This is a genomic window from bacterium (assembly GCA_040757115.1).
Classification (GTDB): Bacteria; UBA9089; CG2-30-40-21; order CG2-30-40-21; family SBAY01; genus JBFLXS01.
Genome location: JBFLYA010000055.1, coordinates 1 through 19,597, shown reverse-complemented (window position 1 = coordinate 19,597; position 19,597 = coordinate 1). Strand labels below are relative to the sequence as shown.

Sequence of the window (19,597 nt, the reverse complement as noted above, 5' to 3'; positions counted from 1 at the left end):
ATAGTAAATTTCGTGTCTTCACACTATTTCTACTATCGGCAAAAGACCTTTCTTTATTTAGCTAATTCGTGCCAAAAACTTCTATCATATTGAGTCCTATCCAAAAACTTGAACATCGAGTAATAGTTATGTTTTTCCAGATGCCTCCTAACTGTATCCAACCTCGTGCTTTTTCAAATTCCTTTAGTTCCTCTAAGAATTGGTCAATATCAAGAGCATAAATAACACCTTGTTTATTCCACCATAATTTAAATCGTCCAACCTCTTTTGTAGGCTTGCCTTTCACAGTGCGAAGCTTCAATGATAACTTATCCTTAAGAGGCAGATATGAAATCGTTTTCATTCTTTTTCTCCTCCAGAAAGTAATAACAGGAAAGCAAGAATACCCCCTGTAATGAGTAATGCTTTCTCTTGTTGCTCCTTTTTTAACTTCAGTGACTTCACAAAAGTAGAAGTTTTAATCAGCGATTGTTGAGGTTGATAAGAATCAAATTCAATATACTCTTTACCCTGCAACGATGCTAACTCTTTTTGATTTATCCCTTTCTCTACAAGAGGAATAAGAGATTTACCAGACTTCAATGCATACCCTATTTCTTGTTGTACCCAATTTGACCGGATACCATTTTGTGTTAATAAAACAATCACACAATCAGAATTCTCTATCTTTTCAAATATTTTCTTATCAAGTTGTTGTCCTGGAGATAGATACCACTCTGCAACTGATACATCCACTCCAAATTTTGAAAGGATATTTGCAAGTGTAATTACTAATCGCTGATCTCGAGTGCTGTGACTTATAAAAACTTTGTATGCCATCTTTACCTCCAAATTTCTTTAGGCACGGCATTGCGTATAACGGGATGCGGATGAGCGAAGTGCTCCACAGGGGCATAGGTTCGACAGGCTCACTACAAGTTTTGGCTTCAGCCCCGACCCGCAAGCGCGACCCACTTCGTGGGTGCCCCGCCGCCGCTGATAGCCGAAGTGACGCAGCGCAACTTCCCTTTTTCAAAAAATCCCCTTTGAGTTACATAAAGCTTCCGCCTTTCGCTCATCCGCATCCCGATAACCCAAATGGAGCGAAACGACATTTTGGTTATCGATTTGCGTGGTTACGACGTTGCGACCGTAGGGAGCAATGTGGCTTTAGCCCTTGCGTAAACACGCTGTTAGGCGACCGTTTTGCTTATTATTCATTTTCATTTTTATTTTTAAAATCATACGAATCTATAACATCAGCAGCCTTACAATTGAAAGCAATGACAATCAATTTCTTGCAACCATATGAATAGTGTTCCGTATGTTCCTCAGGCCTAGAAAATGTAACAAATACATTCTTATGGCGATTTGCAAAATAAAAAAGTGATATAGCTGAAAGTTTCGTCCCCAATGAACTTACAATTATGTTGTATTTATCACCCTCTTCTTCATATATTTCTTCTAAGGTATTGGTAGCCTCTTCAATACTAGTAAAGGAAATTTCTCTCTTGATAACATTTGGTCTAGATAGAAGCAATCCATTTTCCTGTTCAGCAATATTCTTCCATTTTTGATTCAATAAAGATGGCACTCCAATAAATGCTATTGTTTTATGTGGATCAAATGTCTCCCATATCGCATAGGCTCTAAGCCCCTCAAACCCCAATATTTCAATAAGTAATTTTTGTTTCTTTGAGTCGTAGTTATCACCAAAAAAGGGCAAAGTTCTGATGTCTTTAACACCCAAAGAGATTGGAAGTTCATAATCAATAGGCTCTATATAAAAAAGATAGCCAGAAGCTTTAGACTCAACTAATTCTTTTAAAAGCATAAATAATGTTGATTTAGGAAATGAAGTTATATCTACAATTGTTTTAAATTTCTGAAAGTTTAAATTAAACTTTTTTATTTTCTCATTTAGATTTTGTCTTACCTCAACTGGTTGTTTTACAGATATATCTATGACTTCATAATTTTTAGCCATTGTGGCAAGACAATCATCAGTAAATGCTTTATTTTGTCTCCAAAGAAGGGTAGTTCCTAAAAATGACGAGGGAAATCCAATAGAAAAGGCGTAGTCAAATGATGCTTTTCCACGAATAATAGAAAGCAAACCAATGGATCTCTCTTCAAAACCGTATCCACAAAAATAGATATTTGGTCTACCCGCTTCAAAGTATTTGAGAATGTTATTCATGGAACACCTCTGGTACCCTTTTTCTAATCTCTTCAAACAGTTTGGAATCAGAATATTCAAAATGGCAATGTCCTTGCATATCTGTAAATATCTTTTTACTATATGCAGTATTATATCCATGTAAAATTATTTTTCTAAAACCAACGCTAAGTCCGAATATGAATACTCTTTGTAAATAATCAAGTTCTTTAGGCGAAAATCTTCCATTAAAGTTATTATATTGACTCGGTAAAGTTGTATCAATGAAACAATATTTTGTTCTTTTTACATCATTAACTAAATTCGAGAACCAATTGCCGATAGAATATTGAGAAGGAATGATTACTTCCAAACCTAATTCTTTCTCTAAAATGTCTTTGACTCCATTGGTTAATGTTTTCTCATAATAAAGAGATTCTTTTGGCATAGCCAGTAATACAGTTTTGTTTGCAGGAACAGTATTTATTCCTTTTATTATCTTTGTATTCCATGGTTCATCTCCAGAATTTACAATAGGAAGAATTTTTTCTTGACACAGTTTTTCAATTTCACTATCTACTACCTGATAAGGTATATACTCTTTGCCCAGCATAGCCTCAATTTGCTCTACCGGATATTCAGTGTTAGCAACAAAAAAACAATGTTTTTCTCGAGATAATGCAAGGGCAAGTTCAAAGACTACATTTTCATTAAGATCTGTTAATTCGTATATACCAAAATGGGCATTATGTATCATCTCACAGATTTTGCAGGTTAAATCACCCTTTGGTGGCTGTTCAATTGCAACTTCAAATTTAGAAAATTGCTTCTTAAATAAATCTTTTGCGAAAGATGTCCAATCGTTTCTTATTGGTGAGGCATAAAAGCAACCATCTTCTTTAAGATTTGGGTCTATTCTATCACAGTCACCAGATATTACTGGACAATATTGACTAATAAAACTCTTTTGTGGTTGCGGTTTGTGGTAAGAAATGTCAATCGGAGCAATATCACCAAGTATCTTATTAATTTGTTGTGCATCTATATCCATCCGCCACCGATCATGATAAGGGATTCTTAATGCAGGAGTTAATAGTCTGTTAAGGATAAGGGACTCTATAGATACTGCTCCTCTTCTTGTTGTTCTATGGGATAACTGGTATGTATGGAAAACATTATTGGTTACTGCTTTAGTTAGTATCTCTTGTACTTCTGGTTTAATATCAACATAATTTTTTATTTGCAATTGTATATACTCATTAGCGACTTGATTATTTAAGAGTTTTTGCCTTGATTCATTACCAACAAAATAAACAATCTTTGATATAAGTGATCCTTTTTCTCTACTCGCAATTGCATCTAAAAATAGTGAAGATTCTGAATATACCACTTCTGACTGAATATCAACTGGGATAGGTAAAATAGTTCTATCTAATCGCTCTGCATTTTTTTGCTGTAGCTGTTTATCCAAGATTTTTTTAGCTAATACTAAGAATGTTCTAACAACACCGGAACTCATATGGACTAAACTATCAAATCCTGCATATTCAGGTCTAATATGACCTTTTCCTACTTCCCCTTTTAGTTTTGACAAAAAATCTTTTATAGTATCATTGCTTTTTTGAAATAGATCATCAGCTACTAATTCATAGTCTTTCACACGATTATTAACTATGTCTTTAATGAGTTTATAATAATCACTTCTTTCTCCTAATTCAGAATATTCTATGGACTCAATAGTAAAATCATCACCTCGCCCCATTAATTCAAATCCACTGGCATCTGTAAATACCATACCTCCAGGGAGTGTCGCTATTTTGAAAGCAAGAGGTTCATTCCTTACCCGAATTAATTCCAGAAGAATTTTTTGTTGCTCATCAGCTAAATTTGGATAGAAAAAGTCATCTAACAGGATATAAAATCTTGCATTTTTGAATCTTGGGATTTTCTTTAAGGTATTGCCAACTTCAATAACCGCAGATAAATCGAAGCGGTTGTTCGCAATGGAATAATCTAAATTAAGTATAGACATTGAAAGTAGTTGTGAAAACTCTAATCGTTTCCTTTTTAATATATCACCTAAAGAATCAAAAGAGGCAGATAGTTCTATACGACATATCTCACAGATTTGGTTTGATAATATTTCATATAATGGGTCTTGCAAGTTTAATCCAATATCTGCTCCATAATTAATAACTGTGTTTAGCATTTCCTCAATTATAAAAAGAGCAAAGTAATGTCCCATACATTGTTTCCAGAAGTACCTTATTTTTTCTTCGTTATTATGCTCCATCTGATAACTGTAAATATTTTCTCGGAATATCTTAAACTCATACCTCTCACAATTAACTAATATCCCAATAAAATCTAATGAATGAGTGCATGGGTCTTTACCTTCTTTCTTCATGATTTCAATTTGCACTGGGAGATATAATGATTTTAATAGCATCGTCTTACCAGACCCGCGTGTACCAACAAGAATTACATTTCCTCTTCTTGTCAGATTTGAATAATAAGTAGCATGTGGGTCACTAAAATATTGAGCTATGATTTTATAATTGGTATTAAAATCTTCAGTTCTTATGATATCGAAAGGATTACGGGGTAGATCCATTATAACACCTCTTTTTTAAAGATAAGTATGTTGTGATGAATTATATTTGGTACATAGCTGAACGGATAACCATAGGGACGTAAACGAACACCATTTTGACACCAGATGATTTCACCTTTCAAAGTAAAATCGCGAGATTGTGCTATTTTTGCTATATCTTGGTTTACTAATATATATTTGCCATTTTGGTAAGCATTTTTAGTCAGTATTATCAAATATTTATTTTTGAATAGCAACTTAAAACTTCTTTCAATAAAAAGTGCCATCTTATCTAAATAGTGTTCATATGTTTTACAATTGCTGAAATCTTGGGCATATTTAGAAAACTCTTTAAAATCTGTATGTCTATTTCTATTAGGATAGTCCCCACGGCACATTGTTCTTTCAAGATTAATATTGTAGGGAGGATCTGTAAGAATCAGACTAAACTTTTTTTTCGCATGTATAAGAGCATCCATTATCTCAAGACAATCACCCTCAATAATCTCTTGTTGCTTAATATTTTCATCTTTGCATACTTCTTTATATATTGAAATCCATTTTGGGTTTATCTCAACTCCTAAAGCTTTTCTCCCACATAAAGATGCACCTAATAAAGTTCCTCCAACCCCTGCAAAAGGATCAAAAACCGTTGAGTCTTTTTTAGTAAAAAATAGAATCAAATCTTTCATAAGTTCTGGTGGTTTATTTGCACCGTGTTGCTGACGAAGTAAAAATCCGTGATTTTTGGGATAATTTGTTTTAATAACAGACTGGGTTAAAAAAATCCATTTATCCCCTGGTAAATCATTTAATTTATTATTTGGATGTATTTTGTCCATTTTACAACCTCATTAATCGTATAGTTCACCAAGCAAAATGTCGCCTAACTGGATGCGGATGAGCGAAGTGCCCGGGGTACCCACGAAGTGGGTCGGGGGGCATTTTGGCTTCAGCCCCGACCCGCAAGCAGGTGCCCCGCCGCTGATAGCCGAAGTGACGCTTCGCAACTTCCCTTTTTCAAAAAATCCCCTTTGAGTTACATAAAGCTTTCGCCTTTCGCTCATCCGCATCCCCATAACCAAAATGGAGCGAAGCGACATTTTGGTTATCGTTTTCGGTGTAAAAGAAGTTCTGCGTAAGCAGAATTTGGACGGAACGAAGTGTAGTCTTTTACACCGTGTTATCTGCTGTTGCGGGTCTGCATTTTATCTTACTTGACAATCTTTCTATAACCGTCTCCTGTATCCACATATCTGTATCCACACTCTTCAATAAACTCCTTGGCTTCTTTTTGGATATTCTCTACCAAAGAATGAGGATTATGTTCACTTTCATCCCATATTTTCCTTCTAATCTTATGAATCTCCTCTAACATAGGGTCTCTTTTATACATCTTCTTCACCTCCCTCTACAAGTTCCATTGGAGTTACTATTTCAGGGACAAACAGACCTGCAGAGGTGTTGAATAACCTAACCTTCCTTCGTCTATGAGCCTCTGCGAGATGTTCACAATTCCATGTAATCAAAAAATCAATCTTATGGAATGAGGCAAGGGCTATATGCAAAGCATCTGGAAAATGAGTTTGAGGGATAACCTTTTGATTAACATATCCCTTGGCTATCTCTTCTATTTCAGGAGATAACTTAAGTTCTCCAAATTCTTTTACTAACTCTAATAATTCAGTTCTCCTTCTTGATTCCTCTGTGCCTCTTATTTCAGCAATCACTATCTCTGAGATGAAAATATCATATTTAGAAAGTTCATCCCTCCACCACTCTCTTGTATATGCAAGTCGCCACATTACCCTCTCATCATAATAAGCACTGGGAACTGAGGTATCAAGATACAAACTTTCTTTCTTCATTTGAGTTTCTCCTCTCTATATTTTACCATAGATTATCATATATCCGCAATGGCAGATAACTTGTTTATATCCGAACAAGTTCGGATATACCCCCAATTTTGGGGTGATATCCGAAGTACTTCGGATATCCCAACTCTGGCTGAAAAGCGAGAATACTCCTTCTATTAACAATCTTTTGCCACCTCTCACCTTCCTTTCTTCAGGTTCAAGGTATCCAGTGGACTCTTTAACTGATAGGAATTTGCTTTTTGGGGCATTTTTTGCTTCGCAACATTTTGCTTACGCAACATTCTTACGGATTCTCGCTTTGCTCGAATTCGGATGTTACCTTCAGTTTTGTTCATTCCGGGGATATTTTACCAAAAATTTTATCTCATGTCAATAAAAAAAGTAACTATTCAGCCACAGATGGACACGGATGAAACACTGAAAATTCGTAAATCGTGTCCGGTATCCGTGTCCGTAATTAGGCTGAAGGGTTCTTCTGAAAATCGGGACTCGGGACTCGGGGTTCGGGACTCGGGAAGGCTGGTAGGCGCACGACCCATGCTCTGCATGGGTGCCCCGAGCCTGATTTCATCTGTGTCAGTGGAGGAAATTTCTACCCCCTAACCCCCGCCAGCGGGGGATAATCGATTCTGAAATATTCACCAAATGAGGTAGTCATCCCTAACCCCCGCCAGCGGGGGATAATCGATTCTGAAATATTCACCAAATGAGGTAGTCATCCCTAACCCCCGCCAGCGGGGGATAATCCGCCTCTGACCTCTGTCTTCTGTCTCCTCTGCCCTCTGCCTTCTGCCCTCTGCCTTCTGCCCTTTGCTATTTATCCGTGTCAATCTGTGTTAATCTGTGGCTGAATAATTACTGAATAGTTACAATATTTTTTCATCGTGGTCTTCGTGCCCTTCGTGGTTTATCTTAACTGCACAGGTCGAAAAATTTTCATTACACCCCTATTTTTTCTTTTATGATATTGGCGATATTGTTGGCTATTTTATTGATTTCATCTTCGGTAGGACCCTCTACCATCACTCGGGCTAAATATTCTGTTCCGGAATATCGCACTAATATTCTGCCTTCTTCTTTTAAAGATTCTTGTCCTGATTTAATGGCAGATTGGACTTCCGAAATAGACTCAAGGTCGGTTTTTTTGTCCTTAACCCGAATATTTATCAATACCTGTGGATATTTTTTCATTATTTGGGTTAATTTAGATAGAGGCAAGGAAGTCTTTTGCATAACGGTGAGAAGTTGCAAGGCAGTAACCATTCCATCTCCAGTAGGAAAATGGTTTAAAAATATAATATGGCCAGATTGTTCACCACCTAAAACAGCCTTTTTTTCTAACATCTGTTCAACAACATATCTATCGCCAACTTTAGTTGTAATTGTATCGATATTTAATCTTTTTAAAGCAAGATAAAATCCGATATTACTCATTACGGTGGTTACAACTAAGTTGTTATTTAACATCTCATTTTCTTTAAGGTGTTTGGCGCAGATAGCCATTATAAAATCGCCATCCACGATTTTCCCTTCTTCATCTATGGCAATTACCCTATCTCCATCCCCATCAAAACAAAGACCGATTGAGGCATTTTGATTTTTTACCATTTGGCTGGCTTTTTCTGGATGAAGTGAGCCGCAATCAAAATTAATATTTTTCCCATCAGGCTGATAGTTCAAGGAAATAACCTCTGCCTTTATTTCTTGAAATAAGGTTGGTGCGATAAAACTTGTCGCTCCATTGGCACAATCAATAACCACTTTCATTCCCTTAAGAGATAATGAATCACCTGCCATTTCTTTTACAAAATTTAAGTATTGGATATTTGCATCTTTTATTTCGATAACTCGACCAATATTTTCTGCGGGTGGATAGTTGAAATCTTCTGATAAGGCATTTTCTATTTCGTTTTCTATTTCATCTTTAAGTTTCAGTCCATCTGGGCCAAAGAATTTAATTCCATTATCCTGAAATGGGTTATGAGAGGCGGAGATAACAATGCCCGCACAGGCAGATAATGATTTTGTTAGATAGGCAATTGCTGGGGTAGGAAGAATCCCTACTTTCAGGACATCGCCGCCTGCGGATGTAATTCCAGCAATTAAACCTGCCTCAAGCATATCTGAAGAAACGCGTGTGTCTTTTCCCACAACTATTTTTGCTTTTTGTCTTTGTGAAAGTTTCCTGGTGGCGGCAAATCCCAGTTGGACGGCAAATTGTCCAGTCATAGGATACTGATTAGCCACGCCCCGTATCCCGTCGGTACCAAATAATCCTGACATAACAAATAATCCCCTTTGGTAAGCGTTCAGCCACAGAGACACAGAGTTCACAGAGAATTAAGGAAATTAGTCACAAATGGATACGAATTAACCTCTGACATCCCATAAATGTAGTGCGAACCTTTAAGTTCGCCTTTTGGCTTGCCAGAAGCGAATCTAACGCCTCGCACTACAAATCTTTTTGTATTTGTGTTCATTCGTGGTTATATATTCCCTCTGTGTTCTCTGTGACTCTGTGGCTATATCCTGAACGGTTACCCCCTTTGTAACTATACCCAAATAAATTGAGTTTGCAAATATTTTGCTCTAAACAGGAAGAAATCCTCAAGATAGATAGCATTCCACCACCATATGGTCAGGGGCATCTGGTCTTCCAGTAAGTCTTTGATTCTGGGGGTCAGGGTATAAGTCAAGCTGCTCAAGGACAATCTGACCAACCAGAGGCACAACATCTACTGGCAGCTCTAAAACCTGAAATCCTCCTTCTCTTCCTTGAATTTCAGCTCTTACTTCACTAAAGACCCTTCTTGTAACTATACCATTTGCTGTTCTAACCTCTCTTGTTCCAGATTGTTCAAGCCCCAATTCCTCAATAAGGGTTATAGGTAGAGAAAGCATTGTTGCCCCTGTATCAACCAGGGCATTATTAACCGTAATATCCCTGACTTCCTCCTCTTTAATTAGTCCACTCTTTGCCCTTACTTCATCAAAAAGGTTTCTTATTCTCATCCTTACCATAATTTTTCCCATTATCTTTACCTCCCTCTAATTTTGCGAATCTCCGTTCTCATCTATCTTCTAATGTCGTGTTGAACAAATAACGCACGGAATTTGATTCTGGTAACTGGTGATTGGTAACTGGTAATTAAATACCGTTTGGCTGATCTCAGGACGAAACTATTTAACCAGTTACCAGTTATCCGTTTGCAGGTTATGAAATCTGATGATACGCCGTGCAAAACTTACTCAACACCACACTAACTTTTGTCTTCTGACCTCTATCTTCTGCTATCTATTTATTTATCCGTGCTAATCAGTGGCTGAATAATTACTTCTAAATTTTGTCTTAATTTTATAATGGAATGAGCAGGATAATAACCTTTAACGGTAGTATTAGGATAGACAATGGATTTAGGTCCCAAAAGAGTACCTGGTGTCATCACTGAATTACAACCTGTTTCGGTTTTATCTCCTAAGATAGCACCGAATTTTCTCAATCCTGTTTTATAAATTTTATCGTTACACCTTACATCTACGGTGGATGAGAGATTTTCAAATTTAAAGTTAGCCAGTTTAGTTCCTGCCCCTAAATTAACCTCATTTCCTAAAATAGAATCGCCAATATAGGCAAAATGACCTGCTTTAGCCTTATTTAACATAATCGCATTCTTCATTTCGGTCGTATGACCAACGACACATTCATCTCCAACAATAACACTCCCGCGGACATAAGCCCCCTGTCTAATCTGTGTATTTTTGCCAATAATGGTAGGTTCAGCAATAAAAGCACCTGGTTCGACTACTGTTCCTTTTCCAATCTGGATATTATCGCCGATTAAAAACGCACCATCCATAATTGTGCCTGAAATCTGCGGTTTAATCACCTGCTTAATGTAAGTTTCGATTTTCTTCAATACTTCCCAAACATACTCTACATCTTCAAATATTGCTTTATGTCCAAAATGAGACAAATCAAAGAAATCTTCTGGTTTTAACATTTTTTGTCTCTATCTCCTTACAAGTTCCAACATCTCTCTTACTGCCTCGTCCATCCCAACTAAAATCGCCCGGGCAATGATTGAATGTCCTATGTTCAGTTCATTTATTCCGTGAATGGAAGCGATTGGTATAACATTTTGATAATTCAACCCATGACCAGCATTGACGACTAAACCTTGTTTTATGGCAAAAGAAGCGGCATCCTCTAATTTTTCTAATTCTTCTTGAGCCTGTTGAGGACTGGTAGCATTAGCATAGTTTCCAGTATGTAATTCTATCGCAGTAACATTTATCTTTGAGGAGGTTTTAATCTGTGAAATATCCGGGTCAACAAATAAACTGACAACAATTCCCGCATCTTGTAATAAATTAACGGCTGAGGCTAAATTCTCTTTATTTTCAATAACATTTAAACCACCTTCGGTGGTTAATTCTTCACGGCGCTCCGGAACTAAAGTTGCCTGGTCAGGTTTTAAAGATAGGGCAAATTTTACCATAGCGTCTGTAGAGGCCATTTCTAAGTTTAGCTTAGTCGTAATTATCTCGCGTAAAACTCGCACATCGCGTTCCTGAATATGCCTTCTATCTTCTCTTAAATGGACGACAATAGAATCCGCACCAGCGAGTTCAGCAATCATTGCGGCAATAATTGGGTTCGGTTCTTTAACTTTTCGTGCCTGTCTGACTGTTGCCACATGGTCAACATTTACTCCAAGTTTTGGCATAATTCCTCCTTTTAAAGAAACAAGAAAACAAGTTTCTGCCTTATCAACTTATTTTCTATCGGTCAAGTTTTCTACTTTGAGAAAGTGAATGGACAAAAGATATTAGTTCACTCTCCCTTTCTTTTATAGTATAAAGATAAAAATCCCTTGATTTTATAATTTTATCATTTTCCCAGATAAAAAATCCTTGTTCTTTTTGAAGCGGGTCAACGACCATTGCTACCTGCCAGGGAAGATTAAAGAAATTTTGATGAATGAATAAATCATCCTCTGAAAGGAATATTCCCCAGCCAGGGTGTGTATGAAACCAACCGACCATCTGTTTTCCTTCAGGAATTTTCTTTGTTTTTTTCTCCTGTTCAATCGCATTCCATGTCTCATGGTTAAATCTAATATGACTATTGTCACCTTGAGTATTTCTTGCCTCAATAAAATCCGATATTTTTATAGATTTAATCTTATTATCAAGGCAATAATCACCAATTAAGACCCCACCTAATTCTCGAGTAGTATCTTTTTTAGAGTAATCAAGTATCTGCTTCATTATCTCTATAGGAACAAATATCTTCAAGGCATATTCTGGTTTATCCACACATAATCTAATGGCATAATTTGGATTATGTAGTGGCATTTTTTCAGGGATAGGTTTAACTATCTCTTCGTTTGTTAGTCTAATTTTTAATATTTCCTCATCATTTGAAAAGGTATTCATTCAAACTCTCCTAATTCAGGTACATGTTTAGAGTGTTCCAAATTGCGTTGATTTGAGAAGTAACCTTTGTTAAACAATAGGATACTGGTGCGAAATATTCCACAAGGAGTTTAATGCAAATATCAAAATGTAAAAATCAAAAGGACAAAGCAAAATGCAAAAATATACCCAAATAAATTGAGTTTGCAAATATTTTGCTCTAAAAAGGGATCAAGGATTCGAGGGGTCAAGGATTCAAGGAAGGTGAAAAATAAGGTGTTCACTCGACCCCTGGATCCCTTGACCCCTTGAATTCTTTCAAGAAAGTTTTTGCAAACCTGTATACTTGTAAGGCAATAAATTAAACACGAAGTCAAGATTTTTTGATATTTGATATGTCATTTTGCATTTTAATATTTAATTTTTGATTTTGTATTACACAATTTGTTGTGTTTGAAGTGGTTTCGCACTAAGTCAGTACCATTCATTTGTGCTCTCTGACCACGCTAAACAGGTACAGCACTGTTCACTGATTATGATAATTTAATTTCGTATGCTCCTTTTAATTGTGGTTCATCCGCCTCTAATGGTCGTGGGTCAATAGGTAATTTATCGTGATTTTTCAAAGCCCAGGCCGCGGCACTGGCGTTTATTGGGTCATATTCATCAAAATTCTTATATTGAATCATCTCCCCTAATCGGACACAAAGTCTATCCAGACTTTCTGAAGGTGCCCAACCACCAAGACAGACTTGATTATTTGTTCCAATATTGGGATGATATATTGGTGTCAGCCACTCTAAATTTGGTCTTATTCTGGGATAAGCGGTTGGTAGATAAATTTCTACTTGATGAAAATTAGCAATAATTACCTGTTTACTTATCTCATCTAACCTTAATCCTCGACAGGTATAGTTAATAATATACCTGTTAGGTGGATCACCAGAGACTTCAAAGGTAATAAATGGGCTTTTTTTCACCAATTCTTGCATCTTTTTATAATCTTCTTCTAATCGTAAATTTCTTGGGGATTGATATTCCATCTTTCTCCTGAAAATAGGAAGTAGAGAGTAGAGAGTAGAAAGTAGAAAGTAAAGAAAACATCACTCCTCACGCCTATCTCCTTACCTCCCACCTTCTATCTCCTACCTACTATTTTCATTGTCCTTTATGCCAGCGGGTTAGCATATCCGTTTCTCCATAAAAGATTTAGGTTAAGGAAGGGAAGAAGAGGAGACTTTCTCTTCCCTAACCTTAACCTTCCTCATCTAATTATCCAGCGACAACAACGGGATGTATTTTCAAAACAGCTCCTTCTCGTATTCCTGCACTGGCTAATGTATCACTTTCACTTAAAGACCTACCTGATGCTTTATGATGTAATTGATAATTCAACGGAGAACCACTTGGGCTAACTGTTGGCAACTTCATTTTTGAAACTAAAGCGGAAATAACCCTTTTTAATGGGACATCATCCGGGATGTCCGCTCGTTGCCTTTTAGCCCCTGTCACATCTTCTATTTCAATATTAACAATTCTCATTATTTTTTTCCTCCAAATTATTTTTTCTTCGGCGCATTTTTACAACCAAAAACACTACACCCTTTTCCTTCTTTCCAACATTGTGGATGGTGAATGGTGTTACACATAGGACATCTGACAACTATACTTTCTGTTTTTACTGGTGTATGACAATACGCACACTCAATTGGTGTTTGCGAATAAACTAATAACACAGGCGTTGGCTTATTAGCCCCAAATAAATTAAACATCTACACTACCTCCCCTAAAGTCTTTTTCCTATCTTGAGTAAGTTCGAAATATTTAGTCTTTTTACCATTTCTTGCTCCAATGATGTGGAATGGGGGAATTCCTACCTCTGCTAAATTTTTATCTATAAATTTCTCCTCAAGAGAAATTATATTGGTCATACTTACATTTCTTATCCCTTCACATTTTGGACATTTGCCGTCTTCTATGGTTACCTTACCTAATACTTTAAAAATATTCGTATCTTCCTGGCATTTACTACAGTGTAATTTAGTGACTATATCTCGGTCTAATTCTAATATAACCTCTTTACCCAGTGATTCCCGGGCTAATTCAAGTAATTCTCTAAATGTAGTATTTTCTACTCCTTTATTCAATTCAACAATTTCTGCATAATATTCATGACTTAAGCAGTCATTTTTTTTAGAATATTCAATAAGATAGCATTCATAGGTTAATCCATTAAAAACTATTCCTTTTCCTTTTGGGACTTCAAGACAATGGATTAATTTTATTGCCTCCTGAACTTGAATTCCAGCAATAATCGAGGCAATAGTTGAGGTTGTAGGTGTCTTTCCTTCTAATAAATCATCATATCTAAGTAATGGGCAGGAGTATCTGACGCCGAGAATATTATAATCTAAATCTGTCAAGGTGCATTCATAGCATGCGTTTTCTGGTGGGCAAAAGATACTTACTACTCCATTTAAGACATCTATTCCTCCATCAATCCATGGGGTATTTGTTCTCCAGCAAGCCTGGTTAATAGCTAATCTTGCCTCACGGTTATCCACACAACCAATAACTATATCTACTTGTCTAAATATCCCTAATCCTACATCCCAGAGGATATTTCCGGCTAAAGGTTGTATTTTAACCTCAGGATTAATTTCTTGAATTCTTTCTGCCGCTATTTCAACCTTTTTTTTACCATCATCTTCTTTTCGATAAAGAACAGAGCGGGTTAAATCAGCATTGACTATCTGGTCAAAATCAACAATAATTATTTTCCCTACGCCTAAAAGGGCTAAGTTTTTTACAACCTCATTTCCTAATGCACCAACGCCAACAACCATAACCAATGTGTTTTTCAGCTTTTCCTGATTCCACCAGGGAATAAGCCCCAATCGTGAATATCTATCTTTATCTAAATCACTAATGACGATTTTTTCTTCCATTAATGCACATTAATTATAACTTATTTAATTTAATTCGTCAACTGATTTTTTAAATTAATTTTTTACTTGACAAATCGCTATTAATTCATTAAAATAATTTCGTTAAATTATCCTAACCAATTACCAAATATAAGGAGGATTTTCAATATGGAAGATTTAAGAAAGATTGCAGATGGTATTGATGACCCATATTTACGCAAAGTTGCTATTCGTGAAGTAACTATTATCGAAGATGGATTAAATAAATGGTTGCATCGAGCCAAAGATATGTCCGAGAAAGGTTGGTGTTTTATAGATGATAGACGAGAATTGTATAATTTACTTTTAAAGGAATCAGAAGAGGTACAAAAAGAATTAGCCTGCGTGGATTTTTGGGTTGAGCGATGGCGAACTGAAGGATTTCCGCAAAAAATGTTAGCCATCAATAAAGCCTTATTACAACGCAGAGATAGACAGATAAAGATATTTCACTTTTTTGTTATGTCCAAAGATACATTTGGTAAAGACCGCGTCAAAGAGATTATCCGAAGCCATCGTCGGGAATTAATCTTTGAAAACAATCGTGCCGAAATTATAGTTATCTTAAGAAATGAATTTAAAGAATGGCAACCCGTTCTATGTCGAAAACTTCAACATATGACCATATTTGATGAAAGCTTAGCTGTTGTAGAACTGACAGACCAGTTTGGAGAAAATACCGGCACTGGACCTGTGATTGGCAGGAGAATTAAAATAACTGAGGAAGAAAGACGAGAAAAAGGTGTCCAGGGCGGTGTCGATGAATATGTCAATATTATAAATGACCTAAAAAGTCTCTCCACTCAAAGAAATCCCGCAATATTGAGAATAATTTAGATGTGAACTCTTGCATCTTTCAGATGTAAGAAAGGAGAAACGGCCATGTCCACAGGGTGGACACAAAGGAGGATAAAAAATAGCGACCTGTGAAATAGGAATATTTTGATCGTGGTTAATATAAGAAGGGGGATAAGAGAATAAAGGAGTAAGCGTTCAGCTACTTAAAAAAATAACTCTAAAATGTAAAATGAGCAATTAAAAATTTAAAAGTCAATTCTGTAAAGTCAATTAGTCTTTCAGTAATATCATCACCTTTCATTTCATCCATCCTCTCATTTTACATTTTTCATTTTACATTGCCCATTTTACATTATTATTAGATATCTCGCAATGACCTGAACGCTTACGATTTTGTTTTCCCATGTCGACCTATTTCACAGGTCGAAAAATAGTGGTAGGAGATAGAAGGTGGGAGGTAAGGAGATAGGCGTGAGGAATGATGTTTTCTTTACTTTCTACTTTCTACTCTCTACTTTCTACTTCCTTATTTTCAGGAGAAGATATGGTAACAAAAATACTTGAATTTTTAGCATCAATTGTTGTCGCAATTATTAATGCCGCAGGATATTGGGGAATAGGAATAGCTATGGCTATTGAAAGTGCGTGTATTCCCCTACCCTCTGAAATTATTATGCCTTTTTCAGGATATCTCATATCAGAAGGTAGATTTCAGATATTTTGGGTAGTGGTTGCTGGCACATTAGGTAACCTGGTTGGGTCAATCATCGCTTATTGGGTTGGATTAATAGGAGGAAGACCTTTTATCTTGAAATATGGTAAATATATCCTGATGACCCGGCATGATATGGATGTAGCTGAGCGATGGTTTAACAAATACGGTGACTTAACCATATTTTTTACCCGCAATATGCCTGTTATCAGAACATTTATCTCATTGCCTGCTGGCATAGCCAAAATGAATTTCCTTAAATTCTGTCTTTATACCACTCTTGGTTCTGTGCCCTGGAATATTGCTCTGACATACTTTGGGATGATTTTTGGAGCAAAATGGCACTCAACATTATCACCTATATTCCATAAATTTGATGTCTTAATAGGTATATGTATCATTATCTTACTCTATATCTTTATTAAACGTCATCTTCACCATAGGAGTAGTGAGTAAGAAAGGAAAAGAGTATTGAGGGTAGATTATGCTAATTACCATTTTACCAGTTACCAATTACCAACAAAAGAAGGAGGTTTTTGAATGTATCGGTTAATTTTTTGTATGTTATTTTCTTGTCTGGCAATTGGATGTGCAAAATCTAATATTGAAACGATAAATATAGCTGGTTCGACGGCTTTTCAACCATTTGCAGAGAAACTCGCGGAAGAATATATGGCAGGGAAGAATGATGTTCGAATTAATGTTCAAGGAGGAGGTTCTGCGGTAGGAATTCAATCGGCACAAAGCGGTGTGGCTCAAATTGGTATGGCAGATATGGTCACATTGCCAAAAGAGGCGCAAGGATTGAATACTGTTGTTGTGGCAAAAGATGCCGTGGTGTTGATTGTTCATCCAAATAATAAAATTGCGAATTTAACGCCACTCCAAATCCAACAAATATTTAGCGGTCAGGTAAAAAAGTGGAAAGAAGTAGGTGGGGAAGATAAACCAATTACGGTCATTTCAAGAGAAGAAGGTTCTGGAACACGGGTCTCCTTTGAAGAATTACTGTTAGCCGGAACCAAAGTTAGTGCTGGTGCTCTTATTCAGGATTCAAGTGGTGCTGTTAGAACAATGGTTGAAAATGACCCAAATTCTATTAGTTACCTCACTTATGGACTTGTTACTGACAGGGTAAAATCCTTAAAAATAGATGGAGTGTCGCCCACCTTACAAAATATCAAAAAAGGCAGGTATAAAATCATTCGACCGATTTTCTTGCTTACGAAAGGACCAGCGGAAGGAAAAATAGGAGAATTTATAGAATTTATCCTTTCTGAACAAGGGCAACAACTAATCTCAGACTACGGATTGATTCCGGTTAAATAAATGGTAATTATTGTAACCGTTCAGGTAGTCTGGTATCTGGGTGTCTAAGTGTCTGGGTTACATAGACTACCAGACACATAGACACCCTTTACGCAAAATTGTAGGATTTGTTACTATCCTGATTTCCTGGATGTTAACTGATTGCTGATACCTGATGGCTGAACGCTTACTAATTATTTACCCAAGGTAAGACCGTAGGTTCAAGGGACAAGGAGTAATAAATTTGAGGTATCGTGAACGATTTATTCAGTTTGGCTTGTTAATTACCGCCTTTTCAACCATCGCTATCCTTATTTTAATCGCTTTATTTATCTTAAAAGAAGGATTGCCGATTATTCTAAAAGCAGGAATAAAGGATTTTATTTGTGGGACTAATTGGTCACCCAGAGAAGGAAGATTTGAGATATTCCCAATGATTATGGGCTCATTATGGATAACTGTTGGTGCTCTTATATTTAGTCTGCCGTTAAGTCTTGCCTGTGCTATTTACTTAGCTGAATTTTCCACACAGAAGACAAGTAAAATTCTTAAACCAATAATTGAACTTTTAGCGGGCATCCCATCCGTAGTTTATGGATTTATGGGGATAGTAATATTATTTCCAGTGATTCGTAATTATCTGGGTGGGCCGGGACCTTGTATTTTAGCCGCCTCAATCATTCTTGGGATAATGATTTTACCGACGATTACCAGTATTTCAATTGATTCACTTAAGGCTGTTCCACATTTATATCGGGAGGGGTCATTAGCCTTAGGGGCAACGCGATGGCAAACAATAAAAATGGTCGTCCTCCCGGCGGCACGCTCGGGCATTATTGCAGGTATTATCCTCGGTGTAGGACGGGCAGTGGGAGAGACAATGGCGGTCATTATGATTGCTGGAAATTCAGTTATCATTCCTGATTCAATACTTGACCCGGCTCGCACCCTGACAGCAAATATTGCCTTAGAAATGAGTTTTGCTATTGGAGAACACCGCCAGGCACTGTTTGCCACAGGAATTGTCTTATTCATTATCATTATGATTTTAAATACCATTGCCAATTTTATGGCAAGACGGGAGGTATAAAAGAAACAAGGAAACAAGTTATTACTTTTTAACTTAAGGGCAGAAGAATTTCATTTATGGGGACGCAGATGAACGCAGATTTTCAAGATTTTAAACATAAAGAATTAACCGAGAAGATCATAAAGGCATTCTACAAAGTTTATAATACACTGGGATATGGTTTTCTGGAGAAGGTGTATGAGAATGCGATGGTGATTGAATTGACAAAGTTAGATATTCCGGCAATACCTCAATCTCCTATCAAGGTTATTTATGAGGGGAAGGTTGTTGGGGATTATTTAGCAGATATTTTGGTCAATAACAAAGTGATTGTAGAACTTAAATCTACAAAGTGCCTTGCAGACGAACACGAGGCACAACTTTTAAATTATCTTAAAGCAACAGAGATAGAAGTGGGATTATTACTTAATTTTGGACCTAAACCAGAAGTTAAACGAAAGGCATTTGATAATATTGGAAAATAGATAGTATGCAGATAAATACAGATTTTAGAGAAGATATGCGCAGATTATTCATTTTTTTATTATCCTGCTAATCTGCGAAAATCTGCGTCCTATTACCTTGTTTCCTCGTCAACTTCAACACTGGGAGGGAGGCAAAGGGCATGAGAATCAAGCCGCTCTTTATAGAACAGATTGTCAAGAAAACATTATTTTTAGGCACTGCCTTAACGGTCTTAATTTTATTATTCATTATCT

The 19,597-nt window shown here is 36.5% G+C and carries 24 protein-coding genes; 5 read left to right on the top strand and 19 right to left on the bottom strand.

From position 1 onward, the window contains the following. Positions 1-61: 61 nt before the first annotated feature. From AB1422_06660 to AB1422_06570, 19 genes are all read right to left on the bottom strand, one after another. A complete protein-coding gene (locus AB1422_06660; GenBank protein MEW6619016.1) occupies positions 62-343 on the bottom strand; it encodes a hypothetical protein in 282 nt (93 codons plus the stop codon). Further along, entirely contained in the window at positions 340-819 is a 480-nt protein-coding gene (locus AB1422_06655; GenBank protein MEW6619015.1) for a toll/interleukin-1 receptor domain-containing protein, read from the bottom strand. Before AB1422_06655 ends, AB1422_06660 begins: the two co-directional genes overlap by 4 nt. 373 nt (positions 820-1,192) lie before the next feature. Next, on the bottom strand, positions 1,193-2,179 hold the full coding sequence (locus AB1422_06650) for a hypothetical protein (GenBank protein ID MEW6619014.1): 987 nt from the start codon (positions 2,177-2,179) through the stop codon (positions 1,193-1,195). Next, positions 2,172-4,751 (bottom strand): hypothetical protein, encoded by a 2,580-nt coding sequence (locus AB1422_06645; protein ID MEW6619013.1) that lies wholly within the window; start codon positions 4,749-4,751, stop codon positions 2,172-2,174. Before AB1422_06645 ends, AB1422_06650 begins: the two co-directional genes overlap by 8 nt. Next, positions 4,751-5,572 (bottom strand): DNA methyltransferase, encoded by an 822-nt coding sequence (locus tag AB1422_06640; protein ID MEW6619012.1) that lies wholly within the window; start codon positions 5,570-5,572, stop codon positions 4,751-4,753. Before AB1422_06640 ends, AB1422_06645 begins: the two co-directional genes overlap by 1 nt. A 371-nt stretch (positions 5,573-5,943) precedes the next feature. Continuing rightward, positions 5,944-6,126, bottom strand: coding sequence for a hypothetical protein (locus AB1422_06635; protein MEW6619011.1), 183 nt, complete (start codon positions 6,124-6,126; stop codon positions 5,944-5,946). Beyond that, on the bottom strand, positions 6,119-6,598 hold the full coding sequence (locus AB1422_06630; protein MEW6619010.1) for a type II toxin-antitoxin system VapC family toxin: 480 nt from the start codon (positions 6,596-6,598) through the stop codon (positions 6,119-6,121). The genes AB1422_06635 and AB1422_06630 overlap by 8 nt, the downstream gene beginning before the upstream one ends. A gap of 647 nt (positions 6,599-7,245) precedes the next feature. Continuing rightward, on the bottom strand, positions 7,246-7,437 hold the full coding sequence (locus AB1422_06625) for a hypothetical protein (protein ID MEW6619009.1): 192 nt from the start codon (positions 7,435-7,437) through the stop codon (positions 7,246-7,248). Between the two features lie 109 nt (positions 7,438-7,546). Beyond that, positions 7,547-8,890, bottom strand: a complete 1,344-nt coding sequence (glmM, locus tag AB1422_06620) for a phosphoglucosamine mutase (GenBank protein MEW6619008.1) — start codon at positions 8,888-8,890, stop codon at positions 7,547-7,549. A 47-nt stretch (positions 8,891-8,937) separates the two neighbouring features. Then, a complete protein-coding gene (locus tag AB1422_06615; GenBank protein MEW6619007.1) occupies positions 8,938-9,087 on the bottom strand; it encodes a hypothetical protein in 150 nt (49 codons plus the stop codon). A 127-nt stretch (positions 9,088-9,214) separates the two neighbouring features. Next, entirely contained in the window at positions 9,215-9,640 is a 426-nt protein-coding gene (locus AB1422_06610) for an aspartyl protease family protein (GenBank protein MEW6619006.1), read from the bottom strand. 266 nt (positions 9,641-9,906) lie between these two features. Beyond that, positions 9,907-10,608 (bottom strand): glucose-1-phosphate thymidylyltransferase, encoded by a 702-nt coding sequence (locus AB1422_06605; protein ID MEW6619005.1) that lies wholly within the window; start codon positions 10,606-10,608, stop codon positions 9,907-9,909. Between the two features lie 9 nt (positions 10,609-10,617). Beyond that, positions 10,618-11,334, bottom strand: coding sequence for a pyridoxine 5'-phosphate synthase (locus tag AB1422_06600; GenBank protein ID MEW6619004.1), 717 nt, complete (start codon positions 11,332-11,334; stop codon positions 10,618-10,620). A gap of 55 nt (positions 11,335-11,389) precedes the next feature. Beyond that, positions 11,390-12,046, bottom strand: coding sequence for a Mov34/MPN/PAD-1 family protein (locus AB1422_06595; GenBank protein MEW6619003.1), 657 nt, complete (start codon positions 12,044-12,046; stop codon positions 11,390-11,392). A 512-nt stretch (positions 12,047-12,558) separates the two neighbouring features. Further along, entirely contained in the window at positions 12,559-13,068 is a 510-nt protein-coding gene (locus AB1422_06590; protein ID MEW6619002.1) for a ubiquitin-conjugating enzyme E2, read from the bottom strand. Beyond that, positions 13,035-13,160, bottom strand: a complete 126-nt coding sequence (locus AB1422_06585; GenBank protein ID MEW6619001.1) for a hypothetical protein — start codon at positions 13,158-13,160, stop codon at positions 13,035-13,037. Before AB1422_06585 ends, AB1422_06590 begins: the two co-directional genes overlap by 34 nt. A 137-nt stretch (positions 13,161-13,297) precedes the next feature. After that, a complete protein-coding gene (locus AB1422_06580; protein ID MEW6619000.1) occupies positions 13,298-13,567 on the bottom strand; it encodes an EsaB/YukD family protein in 270 nt (89 codons plus the stop codon). Between the two features lie 17 nt (positions 13,568-13,584). Next, positions 13,585-13,797, bottom strand: coding sequence for an RING finger protein (locus tag AB1422_06575; GenBank protein MEW6618999.1), 213 nt, complete (start codon positions 13,795-13,797; stop codon positions 13,585-13,587). Beyond that, entirely contained in the window at positions 13,798-14,973 is a 1,176-nt protein-coding gene (locus tag AB1422_06570; GenBank protein MEW6618998.1) for a HesA/MoeB/ThiF family protein, read from the bottom strand. A 147-nt stretch (positions 14,974-15,120) separates the two neighbouring features. On the opposite strand from AB1422_06570, the gene AB1422_06565 reads away from it, so the two are divergent. The 5 genes from AB1422_06565 (at position 15,121) to AB1422_06545 (ending at position 19,363) form a co-directional block, all read left to right on the top strand. Continuing rightward, positions 15,121-15,828 (top strand): hypothetical protein, encoded by a 708-nt coding sequence (locus AB1422_06565; protein MEW6618997.1) that lies wholly within the window; start codon positions 15,121-15,123, stop codon positions 15,826-15,828. A gap of 505 nt (positions 15,829-16,333) precedes the next feature. Further along, positions 16,334-16,957, top strand: a complete 624-nt coding sequence (locus tag AB1422_06560; protein ID MEW6618996.1) for a DedA family protein — start codon at positions 16,334-16,336, stop codon at positions 16,955-16,957. An 84-nt stretch (positions 16,958-17,041) separates the two neighbouring features. Further along, a complete protein-coding gene (locus AB1422_06555) occupies positions 17,042-17,830 on the top strand; it encodes a phosphate ABC transporter substrate-binding protein (protein MEW6618995.1) in 789 nt (262 codons plus the stop codon). A gap of 223 nt (positions 17,831-18,053) precedes the next feature. Then, positions 18,054-18,899, top strand: coding sequence for a phosphate ABC transporter permease subunit PstC (gene pstC, locus AB1422_06550; GenBank protein ID MEW6618994.1), 846 nt, complete (start codon positions 18,054-18,056; stop codon positions 18,897-18,899). Between the two features lie 68 nt (positions 18,900-18,967). Next, complete coding sequence (locus tag AB1422_06545) at positions 18,968-19,363, top strand: GxxExxY protein (protein MEW6618993.1); 396 nt, start codon at positions 18,968-18,970, stop codon at positions 19,361-19,363. Positions 19,364-19,597: the final 234 nt, after the last annotated feature.